This window comes from Vibrio owensii CAIM 1854 = LMG 25443 (assembly GCF_000817815.1).
GTDB lineage: Bacteria > Pseudomonadota > Gammaproteobacteria > Enterobacterales > Vibrionaceae > Vibrio > Vibrio owensii.
In genome coordinates this window covers 13912-30404 of record NZ_JPRD01000040.1, presented here as the reverse complement: position 1 = coordinate 30404, position 16493 = coordinate 13912, and the positions used below count along the sequence as shown (strand labels likewise).

General features: G+C 45.0%; 17 protein-coding genes. 5 read left to right on the top strand and 12 right to left on the bottom strand.

Features of this window, described 5'->3' with window-relative positions:
• Nucleotides 1–68 precede the first annotated feature (68 nt).
• Nucleotides 69–812 carry a YggN family protein gene (locus tag H735_RS19550; RefSeq protein WP_020195482.1) on the bottom strand — a complete coding sequence of 248 codons (744 nt, stop codon included), beginning with the start codon at nucleotides 810–812 and terminating at the stop codon, nucleotides 69–71.
• A gap of 59 nt (nucleotides 813–871) precedes the next feature.
• A complete protein-coding gene (locus H735_RS19545; RefSeq protein ID WP_020195481.1) occupies nucleotides 872–1351 on the bottom strand; it encodes a GreA/GreB family elongation factor in 480 nt (159 codons plus the stop codon).
• A gap of 76 nt (nucleotides 1352–1427) precedes the next feature.
• Here H735_RS19545 and H735_RS19540 point away from each other — a divergent pair, with 76 nt between their 5' ends.
• Nucleotides 1428–3353, top strand: a complete 1926-nt coding sequence (locus H735_RS19540; RefSeq protein WP_020195480.1) for a RecQ family ATP-dependent DNA helicase — start codon at nucleotides 1428–1430, stop codon at nucleotides 3351–3353.
• Here H735_RS19540 and dinB read toward each other — a convergent pair.
• Nucleotides 3350–4414, bottom strand: a complete 1065-nt coding sequence (dinB, locus tag H735_RS19535) for a DNA polymerase IV (RefSeq protein WP_005436657.1) — start codon at nucleotides 4412–4414, stop codon at nucleotides 3350–3352. The genes H735_RS19540 and dinB overlap by 4 nt on opposite strands.
• A 172-nt stretch (nucleotides 4415–4586) precedes the next feature.
• Here dinB and H735_RS19530 point away from each other — a divergent pair, with 172 nt between their 5' ends.
• Complete coding sequence (locus H735_RS19530) at nucleotides 4587–5801, top strand: diguanylate cyclase (RefSeq protein WP_020195478.1); 1215 nt, start codon at nucleotides 4587–4589, stop codon at nucleotides 5799–5801.
• Between the two features lie 72 nt (nucleotides 5802–5873).
• Here H735_RS19530 and nqrM read toward each other — a convergent pair whose 3' ends face one another.
• From nqrM to bolA, 9 genes are all read right to left on the bottom strand, one after another.
• Complete coding sequence (gene nqrM, locus H735_RS19525; protein ID WP_005436655.1) at nucleotides 5874–6107, bottom strand: (Na+)-NQR maturation NqrM; 234 nt, start codon at nucleotides 6105–6107, stop codon at nucleotides 5874–5876.
• 22 nt (nucleotides 6108–6129) lie between these two features.
• Nucleotides 6130–7134, bottom strand: a complete 1005-nt coding sequence (locus H735_RS19520) for an FAD:protein FMN transferase (protein WP_005436654.1) — start codon at nucleotides 7132–7134, stop codon at nucleotides 6130–6132.
• A gap of 155 nt (nucleotides 7135–7289) precedes the next feature.
• Entirely contained in the window at nucleotides 7290–8513 is a 1224-nt protein-coding gene (nqrF, locus tag H735_RS19515; RefSeq protein ID WP_009707442.1) for an NADH:ubiquinone reductase (Na(+)-transporting) subunit F, read from the bottom strand.
• 33 nt (nucleotides 8514–8546) lie between these two features.
• Nucleotides 8547–9143, bottom strand: coding sequence for an NADH:ubiquinone reductase (Na(+)-transporting) subunit E (gene nqrE / locus H735_RS19510; protein ID WP_005436652.1), 597 nt, complete (start codon nucleotides 9141–9143; stop codon nucleotides 8547–8549).
• A gap of 7 nt (nucleotides 9144–9150) precedes the next feature.
• Entirely contained in the window at nucleotides 9151–9783 is a 633-nt protein-coding gene (locus tag H735_RS19505; protein WP_005436651.1) for an NADH:ubiquinone reductase (Na(+)-transporting) subunit D, read from the bottom strand.
• Entirely contained in the window at nucleotides 9783–10568 is a 786-nt protein-coding gene (locus H735_RS19500) for a Na(+)-translocating NADH-quinone reductase subunit C (RefSeq protein WP_009707443.1), read from the bottom strand. The genes H735_RS19505 and H735_RS19500 overlap by 1 nt, the downstream gene beginning before the upstream one ends.
• On the bottom strand, nucleotides 10558–11799 hold the full coding sequence (locus tag H735_RS19495) for an NADH:ubiquinone reductase (Na(+)-transporting) subunit B (protein WP_005436648.1): 1242 nt from the start codon (nucleotides 11797–11799) through the stop codon (nucleotides 10558–10560). Before H735_RS19495 ends, H735_RS19500 begins: the two co-directional genes overlap by 11 nt.
• Nucleotides 11800–11802: 3 nt before the next feature.
• Nucleotides 11803–13143, bottom strand: coding sequence for a Na(+)-translocating NADH-quinone reductase subunit A (locus H735_RS19490; protein ID WP_032803016.1), 1341 nt, complete (start codon nucleotides 13141–13143; stop codon nucleotides 11803–11805).
• A 472-nt stretch (nucleotides 13144–13615) separates the two neighbouring features.
• Nucleotides 13616–13924: a transcriptional regulator BolA gene (gene bolA, locus H735_RS19485; RefSeq protein ID WP_005436644.1), complete on the bottom strand. Its 309-nt coding sequence runs from the start codon at nucleotides 13922–13924 to the stop codon at nucleotides 13616–13618.
• Between the two features lie 206 nt (nucleotides 13925–14130).
• Between bolA and H735_RS19480 the strand changes: the two genes are divergently transcribed.
• The 3 genes from H735_RS19480 to H735_RS19470 are packed head-to-tail and all read left to right on the top strand — an operon-like array spanning nucleotide 14131 to nucleotide 16445.
• Nucleotides 14131–15288 (top strand): methyltransferase, encoded by a 1158-nt coding sequence (locus H735_RS19480; protein ID WP_020195477.1) that lies wholly within the window; start codon nucleotides 14131–14133, stop codon nucleotides 15286–15288.
• A 39-nt stretch (nucleotides 15289–15327) separates the two neighbouring features.
• Nucleotides 15328–15900, top strand: coding sequence for a YajG family lipoprotein (locus H735_RS19475; protein ID WP_005436640.1), 573 nt, complete (start codon nucleotides 15328–15330; stop codon nucleotides 15898–15900).
• Entirely contained in the window at nucleotides 15900–16445 is a 546-nt protein-coding gene (locus tag H735_RS19470; RefSeq protein ID WP_020195476.1) for a peptidylprolyl isomerase, read from the top strand. Before H735_RS19475 ends, H735_RS19470 begins: the two co-directional genes overlap by 1 nt.
• Nucleotides 16446–16493 lie beyond the last annotated feature (48 nt).

Below are 16493 nucleotides of genomic sequence, written 5' to 3'. Positions count from 1 at the left end.
ATACTGAATAGTACCCATGTAAAAAGAGCGCCGATAACAGGCGCTCTTTGTTATTTGTGTTTCGCGAATTAGATCGTGAAGACTTGGTAATCTTTTAATGCTGGGATCTTCTTCAGCAGATCTTGTTCTTCACCTGCCATATCATCCAATGATTCACACAAATCCTCCGCTTGTTTTTCGACGTCTTTCGAATGCTCAGCTAAGCGTTCTTGTACCTTGGCTTGCAGTTCCGTCATGCTTTCAGACAGCGCAGTTAAGTTCAAACCACCGTCTTCTTTCATCTTGGCAGACAAAGCGTCAAATGCGCTGGTTAGGAATTCTTTGTTAAAGATTTCTTGTGCCTTTTCGAAGTCTTTTGACCATGATTCTGTCATCGCGTCAAAACTGTCAGCAGGTAGAATAAAATCACCGTCTTTGTAGTAACGGGCTTCTACATCGGCAAAGAAATCCTTTACCGCCACCTTAACGTTATCAAACGAGTCAGGTGCATCAAGGCTTACTGCGATATCATCGATGATGTCATTTGCTAGGGCTAAGCCATCACTCGCGAGCTGTTTCGCTTGCGGAATATAAGCATTCATCTTCTCGCGGTAACTTTCAATTGCCGCTTTTTGATCATCGTCTAGCTCGATCATTTCACCTTTGATGAACAGGTTATTGTCTTCATCGACGACCGCTTTTTCACCATTAGCATGTACGATTTCTAAGTTCTGACCATCCATACGAACTTCGTTGTTAATATCAACGCGACACTGAGCTGCGTAGCCACTAGCACTAATAGTCAACAAGGAGAGCGTGAGCAGTTTCTTCATTACTTTCTCTTTTTCATGGTTATTCTGTTTAACTATAACAGCCACCTATGGGTGGGATGTCAGCAAATCGTCACGACTTCATAACAAGTTGTTTTATCGCCAATTTTCATCTCCACTTCCTCCCCTTCTTCTTTGCCCATCAAAGCACGACCAAGGGGGGATTTCGGCGTAAGAACAAACACCTCTTTGCCTTGCCATTCGACAGTCAGCCCGCCTGAGCAAGGACCGATAAAAAAGGCTTTTTCAACATCGTTCTCGTCCACTAATTCCACATAAGCACTAACCGCGATACGAGCATCAACAAAATCACGCAACACAAGAGTGCGGTACTGGCGAAGTTCTTCTTCACTCTCTTGCACGCGCATCGCTTGCCCATGTGCGAGGTAAGAAGCCTCTAAAGCTAGCGTATCGTACTTATGCTCAGGCACGGTTTCTTCATCCGTCGCGGCATCAATCGCTCTCTGAGTCGAGGCATGAGCAACTTGGAGTTTATCTCCGAGTTGTTGAATGATTATTTGGACTAAATCGACTTTGTTCATACTTTTAGGGCGCGCGTTTGGCACTCAGGGTGTGTTAATGTAACCCAGTTTATCATCAAACCAAGGTTTCCCTATTATGCAAAGTGACTCGCTTCAGCAAACGCTTCAATCCGTATTCGGGTTTGACTCATTAAGACCCGGCCAACAACCGGTGATTGAAGCTGTAATGAACGGACACTCAGCCGCTGCCATCTTCCCAACTGGCTCAGGGAAATCGCTTTGTTACCAGCTTCCAGCTACTCAGTTACCACACCTGACGTTAGTGATTTCACCGCTTCTTGCATTGATGAAAGACCAACTTAGTTTCTTACAAGGCAGAGGCATTGCTGCGGCATCTATCGACAGTAGCCAAAGCCGTGAAGAAACTCAGCAGGTGATGGCTGGCGTGAAGAATGGGCATATCAAGATTTTGATGATCTCGGTAGAGCGACTCAAGAACGAACGTTTTCGCGAGTTCATTCGTCAAATTCCACTTTCTCTCATGGTGGTCGACGAAGCGCACTGTATCTCGGAGTGGGGTCATAACTTCCGTCCAGACTACCTTAAACTGCCGCAATACCAGCGTGAACTGAATATCCCTCAAACCCTCTTGCTGACCGCAACAGCTACGCCAGCAGTTATCGAGGACATGCAAAGTAAGTTTGATATCGCTGGCGAGAACATTACCGTTACCGGTTTCTATCGCTCTAATCTTGATATTTCGGTACTTCCATGTGAAGAAGAAAACAAGCTAACTCAATTGAGCGACATTATTGCTGCTGCCCCGAAACTGCCAAGCATCGTGTACGTGACTCAACAACAAACCGCAGAGCAAGTTGCCAGCTCACTGATTCGTTTAGGTATCAATGCTCACGCTTATCACGCAGGAATGAAGAGCGACATTCGTGAGAAAATCCAACAGCAATTCATGGACTCGCAAATCGACTGCATTGTCGCCACAATCGCCTTTGGTATGGGTGTAGATAAATCCGATATTCGCCGTGTGATTCACTTCGATTTACCGAAATCAATCGAAAACTACGCACAAGAAATTGGCCGAGCGGGACGTGATGGGCAACGTTCGGAGTGTATTCTTTTGGGGAATACCTCAGGCCTAACGGTATTAGAGAACTTTGTTTACGGCGACACGCCTGAGCCAAGCTCAATCAATTATGTGTTGGAACAAATTCGCGAGAACACGCCTCAGTGGGAAGTGATGGCACTGCGTTTATCTCGCGACAGCAACATTCGTCAACTGCCGCTGAAGACCTTGTTGGTTTACCTAGAGCTGGCAAAAGTGATTGAAGCCAAATACAGCTATTTCGCCGAATATCGCTTCAAGTTTTTGCAAGACCGGTCTTTCATCCTCAATCAGTTCCAAGGCGAACGACGCCAGTTTATTGAAGCTATTTTTGCTTGCTCGACCAAAGCGAAAGTGTGGTGCCAAGTGGATTTGGAAGCGTTGTGGATGAACTATCAATCCGAGCGAAGCCGTGTGGTTGCGGCGCTTGATTACTTCCACCAAAACGGTTGGATTGAATTAGAAAGTAAACAGCTCACGGATGTGTATTCGGTTCTCCCTGCGACTCAAAACCAAGAAGCGACCTCTCAACATTTGGTTGAACTGTTCCAATCCAAAGAGCAAAAAGACATTGAACGAATTCATACGATGTTGAATCTGTTCCAATCATCGGACTGCTTGAGCTATCAATTAGCGCATTACTTTGCTGATCACAATGCACCGACGCAATGCGGTCACTGCTCAGTATGTCGTGGACAAGTCGCATCATTCCCTCAGCCACAGCAAGAACAACCTGAACTGGCACATTTGTCCGCTTGGGTTGATGAGTTTGTTCAGCTTTCACCAACGGCGATCAGTAATGCCGCCGTAGCTCGATTCCTATGTGGCATTAGCACGCCAATCATCACTCAACTTAAAGCCAGTAAACTACGAGGCTATGGTGCAATGGCAAATGTCTCCTTTGAACACGTGCTCAAGCAAGTTGAGTTAGCGCGAGCTTAGAAGAAACTCAATTGCCGTGCTTGTTCTTCAGGCTTGAGCATCACACTCAAGCCTAACAAGCGTATCTCTCGGCCGTTTTGGCGCTTAAGAATGTCTCTTAACAGAACTTTGAAGTCATCCAGTTCCAGTTGAGGGTGAATGTGCTCAATCGTTGTGAGCTGAAAGTCGGCGAACTTGAGCTTGATTCCCTGCTTGATGATCGATTTATCTGGACTGGCTTTTTCTAAGCGTCTCTCCAGTTCAGGGTACAGCTTATCTTCAATCACCTTCCAACATTCATCGTAAGTCGAAATGTTTTCGCTAAAGGTTCGCTCTACCCCAACCGATTTGCGTTCACGTTCCACCACTACTTCACGATCATCAATACCATGGCTGCGCTTCCAAAGCGAAGCGCCTTGACGCCCGAACTGACGCAATAGCTCACGGTAATCACTGTTTTTTATGTCTTCACATAGATAGAAGCCAGCCTGATGGAGTTTCTCTAAACTCACTTTGCCAACACCTGGGATCTTTTCCAAAGGCAATTTATCGACTACCTCTTGGACTTTATCGGGTGGAATCACAAACTGGCCATTGGGTTTGTTCATGTCGGAGGCGACTTTGGCAAGAAACTTAATCGGAGCAATGCCTGCAGATGCAGTAATTCCCAGCTCATTTCGGATATCATTGCGAATCGATTCCGCAATCAAGGTCGCGGAACCACGACATACCGTAGAGTCGGTAACATCGAGATAAGCCTCATCAAGAGAAAGGGGTTCAATAAGCGATGTATATCGTTCAAAGATAGCGCGAATCTGCTGAGAAACTTGTTTATACACGTGCATGCGCCCCGGAACGACGAGGAGGTTCGGACATAGTTGTAATGCTCTTGCGGTTGGCATTGCACTGCGTACACCAAACTTACGTGCTTCATAATTACACGTGCTGATGACACCTCTCTGCTTCTCATGGCCACCTACTGCAAGCGCAATCCCACGGTAATTTGGATTGTCTCGCATTTCTACCGCCGCATAGAAACAATCCATATCCACGTGAATAATTTTTCTTACTCGCTCAATCACGCTCTACACACAAATACACTGTTCAAAAACACAGTATAGCTGCAAATATACGTATTGGAAATACTGTTATCTGGAGTCAATATTGGAAATTTTTGTCGGAGTTTTTAATAGCGATGTATTCATATTTCGTTATTATTGATTCAAATAACACTAAAAAAGTAGGGACACTTCTTTGAGTAATAAAATACTGGTCGTCGAAGACAGTCGCGCCTTTAGAAACTATCTCGTACAGATCTTAACTCAGGCTGGTTATGAGGTACTTGCTGCAGAGAGCTATGCGGACGCTCAATCCATTCTAGCGGCTAAACCAGAGCTGTTGTGTGCGGTATTAGATTACTGCTTACCTGACGCCCAAGAAGGCGAAATCATCGATCTCTCTTTAGCTCATCAACAAAAAGTCATCGTGCTTACGGCAATGTTTCAAGATGATGTTCGTGAAAAAATGCTGGCGAAGGGCGTGTTGGACTACATTCTAAAAGACAGTATGGCTTCCGTCTCGTACCTCCTTCCACTGATCAAACGATTGACCAATAATCAGCGACACAAGTGCTTAGTCGTTGACGATTCAATGACGGTTCGTCGCCACGTTGTTCAATTGTTAGAGCACCAGTACATCCAAACGTTGCAAGCTGAAAATGGCCAACAAGCCATCGAGTTGATCGAGCAAAACCCAGATATCACCCTAGTGCTGACTGACCACGATATGCCAGTAAAAGATGGTATTACCATGATCCGCGAGTTACGTCAGAAATTGGATAAGAACCAACTTGCCATACTGGGCATCTCTGGAAGCGACGATCACACCATGACCGCACGTTTTCTTAAGGCTGGTGCGAATGACTTTCTATATAAGCCTTTCAATCAAGAAGAATTCTTTTGCCGCGTTCATCAAATCTTAGACATGAAAGAAGCAACCACTGAGCTATTTAGAATGGCAAACCAAGATGCTTTAACCGGTTTATGGAACCGCCGCTTTTTGTTTGGACAAGCTTGTGGTGGCTGTGAGAAGCGCAATATCGCTATGTTGGACATCGACTTTTTCAAGAAGGTCAACGATAACTACGGGCATGATGGCGGTGATGCGGCACTGGTGATGGTAGCGAATATCCTAAAGATTTACTTCCCTGAAGACATCATCGCTCGCTTTGGTGGGGAAGAATTCTGTATTCAAGCTTGTGGAAGCTATGATGATTTCGTCACTCGTTTAGAGCAAATGCGCCAAAGGGTAGAGAAAACCCCTATTCCGTATCAGGAAGAAGACATTCAAGTGACCATCAGTGTTGGCGTGTCAAATATACAGGGTAATCTAGATCAACAGATAAAAGTGGCCGATGACCGTTTATATCAAGCGAAAGAAAGTGGTCGAAACCAGACTGTCTATCAATAGCGCCCTGTTTCTCGATTACAAAAAAACAAAACCCAGCGACAAGGCTGGGTTTTCTATTTTGGTTATCGCCGATTAAGCAATGCGATCTTTTTCCCATGCTGCGAGCTTCTCAGCACGCGCAGCTTCACGGGCTTCACGCTTTTTACGTGCATCACATGGTTCTGGGCAGTTACATACTTTCTCGATACCTACTGCACCAAGGCCACCACAGCTACCTTTTACAACCTTCTTTTGGAAGATGTAACCTACTGCCATCGCTGCAATCACCGCAACAAAGACAGCAAAAGTAATTAGAAATGTACTCATAAGGACATGCTCACTTCTGTTGTTATTTCTTCATGAACGGCTTGTATGCTTCCGAAGCCAGCTCTTTAAAACCATCATCCGTTTTCACAACCATGAAAACAGGAATGTTATTCTCGTTCGCGATTTCCATGCCTTTGTCTTCACCTAGCACCATTAGGCCAGTTGCAAGACCATCAGCCGTCATCGACGATTTATCCAGTACCGTTACAGACACCACTTTATGATGGATTGGTTTGCCTGTTTGCGGGTTAATGATGTGAGAGTATCGCACACCATTGCTCTCAAAGTAATTACGATAGTCACCGCTTGTTGCAATTGCCATATCACCCGGCTCAATAATTTCTTGAATTGAGCGCTCATCAACGGTTGGCTTTTCAATTGCAATACGCCACGGAACACCTTCACGGTTAATGCCTTTTAAACGCATTTCACCACCAACTTCTACCATGTAGTTGTGAATACCTTCAGATTGTAGGTAATCCGCAACCACATCAACACCCCAACCTTTTGCGATAGTTGATAGATCAACGTAAAGGTTTGGAATGTCTTTAGACATTTTATTGCCTTCAATAGACAGATGATGGATACCTGTATTCGCTTTGCGAGCCGCTAGCTCTTCGTCTGTCGGAACCACATCTGGACGCGCTTCAGGTCCAAAGCCCCAAAGGTTAACCAAAGGACCAACAGTGACGTCTAGTGCACCTAAAGTAAGACCGTTTAGACGAATCGCTTCTTTCACTACTGTTGCAGTTTGTGGTGATACCTCGAATGGCTCACTCGTTGTGTGTTGATTAAAACGGCTAAGCTCTGAATCTTCACGGTACGTCGACATTTGATCGTTCACTTCTTCAAGTAGACGATCGATTTCTGTCTGAAGCGCTTCAGGCGATGGTAGGCCATCTTGCTGAATGTATTTGATGTTGTAAGTTGTGCCCATAGTTGGGCCACTTAGATGAATTTGATCCGCAGACTTTTCACAGCCAGCCAAAACCAATAGAGAAGCGAATGCAACAAGCCACTTTTTCACTTGTTTACTCCTATTGTCGTTAAATTGATATGGAAAATGGGTTCTCTTGAGACAAACCGATTTCCTATATCAACTGTTGAATATCGTCGTGTTTTCTACAAAAAATAATGGCTAGCTCTTAGAGAGCTAGCCATAGATTCAATCACTTGGAGGAATTAACCACCGAAGTCATCTAGTAGGATGTTTTCATCCTCTACACCTAGATCTTTTAGCATGCCGATTACAGCAGCGTTCATCATAGGTGGACCACACATGTAGTATTCACAGTCTTCTGGCGCTTCGTGATCACGTAGGTAGTTCTCGTAAAGAACGTTGTGAATGAAGCCAGTGTAACCATCCCAGTTATCTTCTGGCATAGGGTCAGACAGTGCACAGTGCCATACGAAGTTATCGTTGTCAGCCGCTAGGCCGTCGAAGTCTTCTACGTAGAACATTTCACGCTTAGAACGTGCACCGTACCAGAATGACATCTTACGCTTAGAGTGCAGACGTTTTAGCTGGTCGAAGATATGAGAACGCATTGGAGCCATACCTGCACCACCACCAACGAATACCATTTCAGCGTCAGTGTCTTTCGCGAAGAACTCACCAAATGGACCAGAAATCGTACACTTGTCGCCTTCTTTCAGAGACCAGATGAACGATGACATGATGCCAGGTGGTACGTCTGGGTTGTTAGGCGGCGGCGTAGCGATACGCACGTTAAGCATGATGATACCGTGCTCTTCTGGGTAGTTAGCCATAGAGTATGCGCGGATCGTGTCTTCGTTTACCTTAGACTCGTAGCGGAACAGGTTAAACTTGTCCCAATCTTCACGGTATTCTTCAGGTACATCGAAATCAGCGTATTTAACGTGGTGAGCTGGCGCTTCAATCTGGATGTAACCACCAGCACGGAAAGGTACTGATTCGCCATCTGGGATTTGTAGCTTAAGCTCTTTGATGAATGTTGCTTTGTTATCGTTAGAGATAACAGTACATTCCCACTTCTTAACGCCGAAGATTTCTTCAGGAAGTTCGATGTCCATGTCAGTTTTCATTGCAACCTGACACGCTAGACGCTCACCTTCACGTGCTTCACCTTTAGTAATGTGGTCAAGCTCGGTAGGTAGGATGTCACCACCACCTGATTTAACTTTTACGCGACACTGACCACAAGAGCCACCGCCACCACAAGCAGAAGATACGAATACGCCAGCACCAGCTAACGCAGATAGTAGCTTACCACCTGGTTGTGTAACGATCGCCAGTGAAGGGTCATCGTTCACAGAAATTGTAATGTCACCTGTTGGTACAAGCTTAGACTTAGCGAAAAGAATCACTAGTACTAGCGCAAGTACGATCAGAGTAAACATCACTACACCAAGAATAATGTCCATTGACTATTCCTTAATTGTTGCGGTTTACCCGACTTACAGTTGAACACCAGAGAAAGACATGAAGCCTAACGCCATTAGACCTACAGTGATGAACGTGATGCCTAGACCACGTAGACCAGGAGGTACGTCTGAATACTTCATCTTCTCACGGATACCTGCAAGAGCAACGATTGCTAGCATCCAGCCCACACCAGAACCGAAGCCGTAAACAACAGATTCAGCAAAGTTGTAGTCACGTTGTACCATGAAAGATACACCACCGAAGATCGCACAGTTTACTGTGATCAGCGGTAGGAAGATGCCTAGCGCGTTGTACAAAGGTGGGAAGAAACGGTCAAGAACCATCTCTAGAATCTGTACAAGTGCCGCAATTACACCGATAAAGGTGATGAAGTTTAGGAAGCTAAGGTCTACGCCCTCAACTAACGCGTTCTCTTTCAAAACTAGGTTGTAAACTAGGTTGTTCACAGGAACCGCGATAGTTAGTACTACCACAACTGCAACACCTAGACCGAAAGAGGTCTTAACTTTCTTAGATACGGCAAGGAAAGTACACATACCTAGGAAGAAAGACAGTGCCATGTTTTCGATGAAAATCGATTTAACTAGCAGACTGATGTAATGTTCCATGACGTCCTTACTCCTTCGCTTCGATTTGTTCAGGTCTGATAATGCGGATAGCCCAGATCATGAAACCGATTAAGAAGAATGCTGATGGTGCAAGTAGCATCAGGCCGTTTGGCTGGTACCAACCACCGTTGCTCACTAGAGGTAGTACTTCTAGGCCAAATAGTTTGCCTGAGCCAAATAGCTCGCGGAAGAAACCAACAGTGATAAGAACGAAACCGTAACCAAGACCGTTACCGATACCATCGATTAGAGATGGGATTGGCGCAGATTTCATCGCGAACGCTTCAGCACGACCCATTACGATACAGTTCGTAATGATCAGACCTACGAATACCGATAGCTGTTTTGAGATATCGTATAGGTATGCTTTAAGCACTTGGTCTACCACGATTACTAGAGATGCGATGATCGCCATTTGAACGATGATACGCACACTGTTAGGAATGTGGTTACGGATTAGAGAAACAGAGAAGTTCGACAGTGCAGTTACGAATGTTACCGCTAGTGTCATTACAAATGCTGTTTCTAGTTTAGTTGTTACTGCAAGAGCAGAACATACACCAAGAACCTGTAGCGCGATTGGGTTGTTATCCAACACCGGCGCCATAATGCTCTTTTTAATGTTTTGTGCGCTAGACATTAGTTCAGACCTCCGTCACGAACTTTTGCTAGGAAAGGACCAAAGCCCATGTCACCTAACCAGAAGTCGAATGTACCTTGAACACCGTTACCAGTTAGTGTCGCACCAGATAGGCCGTCAACGCCGTGTTCAGAACCTTCTGGAGCACCACCTTTAACAATCTTGATTGCTGGTTTGTGGTTCTCGTCGAATAGTTTCTTGCCAACGAATTGAGCACGCCATGCTGGGTTCTCTACTTCACCACCAAGTCCAGGAGTTTCACCCTGCTCGTAGTAAGTGATACCAGACACAGTGTCACCGTCAGTTTCAACCGCAACGAATGCGTACATCATTGACCAAAGACCAGTACCGTGAACAGGGATGATAACTTTAGATACTTCATCACCGCTTTTCACTAGGTAAACGATACCTGTGTTAGCACGACGTAGGATCTTAGCTTTGTCTTCTTCAGCCGTTAGCTTGATAGACTCAGATGGATCTTTCGCTGCTTTACGTTGGTCGTAGTTAGCTGCTGTAGAACCGTCACCCGCAGTCTCAACAAAATCACCTGTTTTGAAGTCAACTAGACGAGGTTCAATGTACTCAGCAAATAGCTCAGGTACTTTTTTACCGTCAGCTTCAATGCCAGCAACTTCTACAATCTTTGATTGCTTATCTAGGACAGCGTTAGCTTTTTGCTTATCACGCAGGCCTACTGCCGCTGTTGATACGATGATTGAACAAACAAGGCTCAACCCGATAACAACACCCAGCGTCTTTTTAATGCTGTCGTTATTACTTGCCATAGCGTGCTAGTCTCCGCTTGATGTTCTTCTCGATAACTACATGGTCGAACAGAGGTGCGAATAGGTTCGCGAATAGAATCGCCAGCATCATACCCTCTGGGTAAGCTGGGTTAACTACGCGGATCATCACACACATTGCACCGATTAGGATGCCGTACCACCACTTACCACCGTTGGTAAATGAAGCGGATACTGGGTCTGTTGCCATGAAGAACATACCGAATGCAAAACCACCTAGAACTAGGTGCCAGTGCCATGGCATGTTGAACATTGGGTTGGTGTCAGAACCGATCACGTTGAACAGTGTCGATACTGCAATCATACCGATCATTACACCAGCAATGATGCGCCATGAAGCGATTCGCATGTAAACGATCATCGCTGCACCGATCATTAGAGCAAGCGTCGATACTTCACCAATTGAACCTGGGATGTTACCGATGAAAGCATCCATCCAAGTGATAGGAGCGCCAGTGATGTTGTTGATCAACGCGCCGCTACCGCCGTGAGCCCATTGGCTAAGAGCAGTTGCACCAGAGAAGCCGTCAGCTGCTGTCCATACTACATCACCCGAGATTTGAGCTGGGTAAGCGAAGAATAGGAAAGCACGACCTGCAAGTGCAGGGTTAAGGAAGTTACGACCTGTACCACCGAAGATCTCTTTAGCTACAACAACACCAAATGTGATACCTAGTGCCGCTTGCCATAGAGGTAGCGTTGGTGGAACGATAAGTGCGAATAGAATAGAAGTTACAAAGAAACCTTCGTTCACTTCGTGCTTACGCACCATACAGAAAAGCACTTCCCAGAAACCACCAACAATAAATACTGTCGCGTAGATTGGCAGGAAGTAAGTCGCACCTAGTAGCATTTTACTGCCAACGCCTGCTTCCGCACCGATGGTGCCGCCAAGCATTTCTGTTAGCCAGTAGTGCCAGTTACCAGAGATAACTGTCGCTAGTTGATCACCAGCGTACATGTGGTTAAGTGCTGCGATAGCTTGGCCACCCGCGTTGTACATACCCCAGAACATTGCTGGGAATACCGCGAACCAAACCATGATCATGATACGTTTTAAGTCAACGCTATCACGGACGTGCGAGCTACGTTTTGTTACTAGACCTGGCGTGTAGAAAAGCGTTGCCGCTGCTTCGTACAGTGCAAACCATTTTTCGTGTTTGCCGCCTGGTTCAAAATGATGCTCGATATCCTCTATGAATTTCTTAAGCATGGATTACCCTTCCTTCACAATGGTATCTAGGCATTCACGAAGTAGCAGACCGTACTCGTATTTACCAGGACATACAAAGGTGCACAATGCTAGATCTTCTTCATCCAGTTCAAGCGCACCCAGTGCTTGAGCACTGTCTGTATCGCCTGCGCATAGATCGCGAAGTAGCAAAGTAGGTTCCATATCAAGTGGCATTACACGCTCGTAGTTGCCAATTGGAACCATTGCACGATCACTACCGTTAGTTGTCGTTGTCATGTTGAACAACTGACCTTTAAAGATGTGACTCAGGAAAGATTTCGTGATTGAGAACTTGTTTTTGCCAGGAACAGCCCAGCCAAACAGTTCTTTCTCACGACCTTCACGCAGGACAGAAACCTGCTGATGGTAACGACCAAGGTAAGCATGTGGACCAGACGCTTGAGTACCAGAAAGTACAGAGCCTGAAATCACACGAACTTCACCTGGCATCAATTCGCTGTCAGTTAGGTCTTCAAGAGAAGCACCTACAACAGTACGAAGAAGACGTGGGTTATTCACTACAGGACCAGCAAGAGATACAACACGATCTGTGTATAGCTCACCAGTAAGGAATAACTTACCGAACGCGATAACGTCTTGGTAGTTGATGCTCCAAGCCACGTTTTGTGCATTTACTGGGTATAGGAAATGCATGTGGGTGCCAGCAAGACCTGCTGGGTGAGGGCCATCGAAGACGTGTTCTTCTACGTTAGACTGAGAAGAGCGTGGCAAGCTAGTGCCAGATTTACATACGTAAACCTTGCCTTCTGTCAGGGCTGAAAGAATGTCTAGACCGGCAACGAATGCTTCTTGTTGTTCATTAATAATCAACTCAGGCTGAGCTGCTAGTGGATTAGTATCCATCGCAGTTACAAAGATAGCCTTAGAATTTGATTCGATTGCTGGAACCTTGCTGAACGGACGAGTACGTAAAGCGGTCCAAAGGCCAGATTCAACCAATTGAGTCTTGATCACTTCGCGATCTAGACCTGCTAGTTGAGCTGCTTCGAACTTATCAAATGTCACCTGCTCTTCGCCTGCCACTTCAATCACTACAGATTGAAGAACACGCTTAGCGCCACGGTTAACTTCGATCACTTTACCGGCTGCTGGAGCTGTGAACTTAACGCCAGGGTTCTTTTTGTCTTCAAAAAGAACTTGCGCTTTTTTCACTTCATCACCAACGCGGACATGCATGGTAGGACGCATGCCAACGTACTCTTCGCCAAGCAAGGCGACTTTTTTGATGGTCTTACCATCATTAATCACCTGGGATGGAGTTCCTGCGATAGGAAGATCCAAGCCCTTCTTTATTGTAATCATACGCACTTGCACTACTTTTATCGGGAAAAAGATTCTTTTGATTGCGTAACTTTTAGACACGACATCAGTGTCCGGTTTCGATGCTGTTTAAAACATCAAAATCGCAACATCCTATTAATCATCTCGTCACAAATATTAGGCGAGATTTATCAGGTGCGGTAGTCTAGCATTTTTTGGGAACTTGATGCCATGACCAATCTTAGGAAAGGTGGGTTTATTTCGGTAGAATCGAGTGTAAAAGGTTAAAGAATAGTCATAACTTTGACCCATCGCACAAATGCCAAATCCCTTGCATCTGTCATGGAAATAAAACATTCACGCTTTGAAACATGCATTAATTTTCATTCATTTGTTGAAACACTGTTAACACATTTTTTAACCTTCATTTGTGCCACATTTTAATCCCGAAAAGATGTAAAACAAAAAAAGATGGCCGAAACCATCTTTTTCAAATCAGCGAGTTAAAGTCGGTTTAACGACCGCCACCCATACACATAGGACTATCTGGCGCGCCATCTTGCTCTAATTTCCACTCTTCATTGGTGTAAGTATGAATCGCCAACGCATGGATGTGATTATCGAGTTCATCTGCAAGCACTGTGTGCACCTGACGATGTCGACCAATAAGGCGCTGACCCGCGAACGCATCACTGACAACAATCACTTTGAAGTGACTCTCAGAACCCGGCGGAACATTGTGCATGTAGCTCTCATTGATCACTTTCAAATAATTAGGTTGCAGCTCACTATGCAGTTTCTTTTCTATGATTTCTTGGATCATATTCAGTCCTCATCGATACTAGTCCGGTAAGTATATACTCTAGTTTGACAAATGAAATCAACGAAACCTCCTTGCTCTAGCTTCTCATAATCCACACAGTTCGCTAAAAGCCTGTGAAAATCAGTAAATTTGACAGCTTTTTGTATCTTGAATCTTCATCATTTGCGACAATAATCACTAATTTCCAAATCCACTTACGTTTAGTTATGAAAACCGAATTAGACCTTCACGATCGTAGCCTCACGCTACATCGTTTCCCAAAGCGCTCCAATGAGACTCTTCAAGCATGGGATGCGGGTGATGAGTACCTTATCAATCACGTAGAAGAATTAGCGCTGCCAGAGAATCAAAACATCGTGGTTATCAATGATAATTTCGGCGCGTTGGCATGCTGGTTTTCAGAGAAACATAATGTCACATTGATGAGTGACTCTTTTATTTCTCATAAAGGTGCCAAACAAAACCTCGAAGATAACCAATGTAAGCACGTTGCCTTTCTCAGTACGATGGATGAGATCCCTGAGAATACAGATTTGGTTTTGATGCAATTGCCGAAAAGCAACCGCCATTTGGTTTGGTTGTTAAGTCAATTACGTAAATCGCTTCCGACCTCTTGCCCTATTATTGCGGTGAACAAAGCCAAAGAGATCCACACTTCTACTCTGAAGCTCTTCGAAAAACACTTAGGTGAAACCACCACCTCCCTTGCATGGAAAAAGCATCGTTTGGTGTTTTCTCATGCAACCGCGCAGCCAATCCATGCCGTAGATCCGATGACAGTTTGGGGCGTAGACGGAGAGAACATTCAACTGAAAAACCTGCCAAATGTTTACTCAGGTGAAAGCTTGGATTTAGGTGCACGCTTTATGTTGCAGCACCTACCTCAAGATCCTGAGTTGAAAAACATTATCGACTTGGGCTGTGGCAATGGTGTGTTGTCCATCAAAATGGGGCAGTTAAACCCAAAAGCTCACCTAACTTGTGTTGATGAGAGCTTTATGGCAGTGGAGTCTGCAAAACAAAACCTTATTGCTAACTTAGGTGAAGGCCGAGATTTTGAATGTATCGCGAACAACTGTTTAGACGACTTCAAACCTGAAAGCACATGTATGGTGATGTGTAACCCACCTTTCCATCAGCAACAGGCCATTACCGACCATATCGCTTGGCAAATGTTCTGTGACTCAAAACAAATTCTGAACCAAGGTGGGAAGTTATTGGTCATAGGTAACCGTCACCTTGGTTACGATGCAAAGCTGAAACGTCTATTCGGCGACAAAAATGTGAAATTAGTCGCTTCTAACAATAAGTTCGTGATTTTACAGGCAACGAAAAATCCTGCTAAATTAGGCGCTAAGCAATAAAGTCCTGACTTTAGCAAAATGTTTAAAAGGAATAATAAGATGAAAAAACTGGTACTAGCGGCTTCGGTTGCCTTGCTTGCTGCATGTTCAGCGCCACAACAGCAACCTCAACTGAACCTGATGCCTGAAACAACGCTAAGCACTAACCCTATCGTGCAAGGTAAAAGCTACAGCCTAACCAGTAAAGATGTGCGCGCCGCACAATACGTTGCGCTAGTCGACAACGGTCGCTCAAACATTTTGCCACTTCACGCGAAACAGAACCTACGTATTTCTCTTGAAGAAGCATTGGAGAAGCAATTCTCTTCTCAAGGTTTCCATTCTGATCTGAACAGCGACAACTCAATCGAACTTGAAGTACAAGAAGCGTTAGTAAACGTGAAGCACTCTGTAATGGAAAACGAGATGGATGCAAAAGTGGTTCTAGAAATCACAGCAGAAACTCCGCAAGGCAAGCTAGTTAAGACCTATACTGGTACTGCTAAACGTTCAGGCACACTAAGCGCTTCAGACTCTGATATTGAGCAAACTCTTAATGATGTTGTTGCTCTTACTTTGAAAGAAATCGCGAATGATCCTGAGCTTCGTCAATACATGCAGGAGCGATTCTAATGCTACGCAAAGCCATTCTTTCTCTCGCGCTATTAAGCTGCAGCGTTTTTGCTGGTCCTAAAGTGGCGTTTGAAACCACGCTAGGTAACTTCACTGTTGAACTCAATGAAGAAAAAGCACCGATTACTGTCGCTAACTTTCTTAAATATGTGGAAGACGGCAGCTACGAAGGTACGATTTTCCATCGTGTGATTCCTGGTTTTATGGCGCAAGGTGGCGGTTTTAACCAAGATATGCAGATGCAAAAGACTTATGCGCCAATCAAAAACGAAGGTAACAACGGTTTGAACAATGACCGTGCAACCATCGCGATGGCACGTACAAACGCTCCTGATTCTGCAACGCGCCAGTTCTTTATTAACCTCGTGGACAATGACTTTTTAAACTATGGCGCTCGTCCACCTGGTTATGCCGTATTTGGCAAAGTCACTGAAGGCTTCGATGTCATTCAAAAAATGGCCGCTCAGCCAACCAAATCTATCGGTCGCATGCGCGATGTCCCAGAGACGCAAATCGTCATCACCAAAGCAACACTACTCAAATAGCCAAAACCATAAGCCCTTTGAATATTCGAAGGGCTTTCTCTTTTAGTG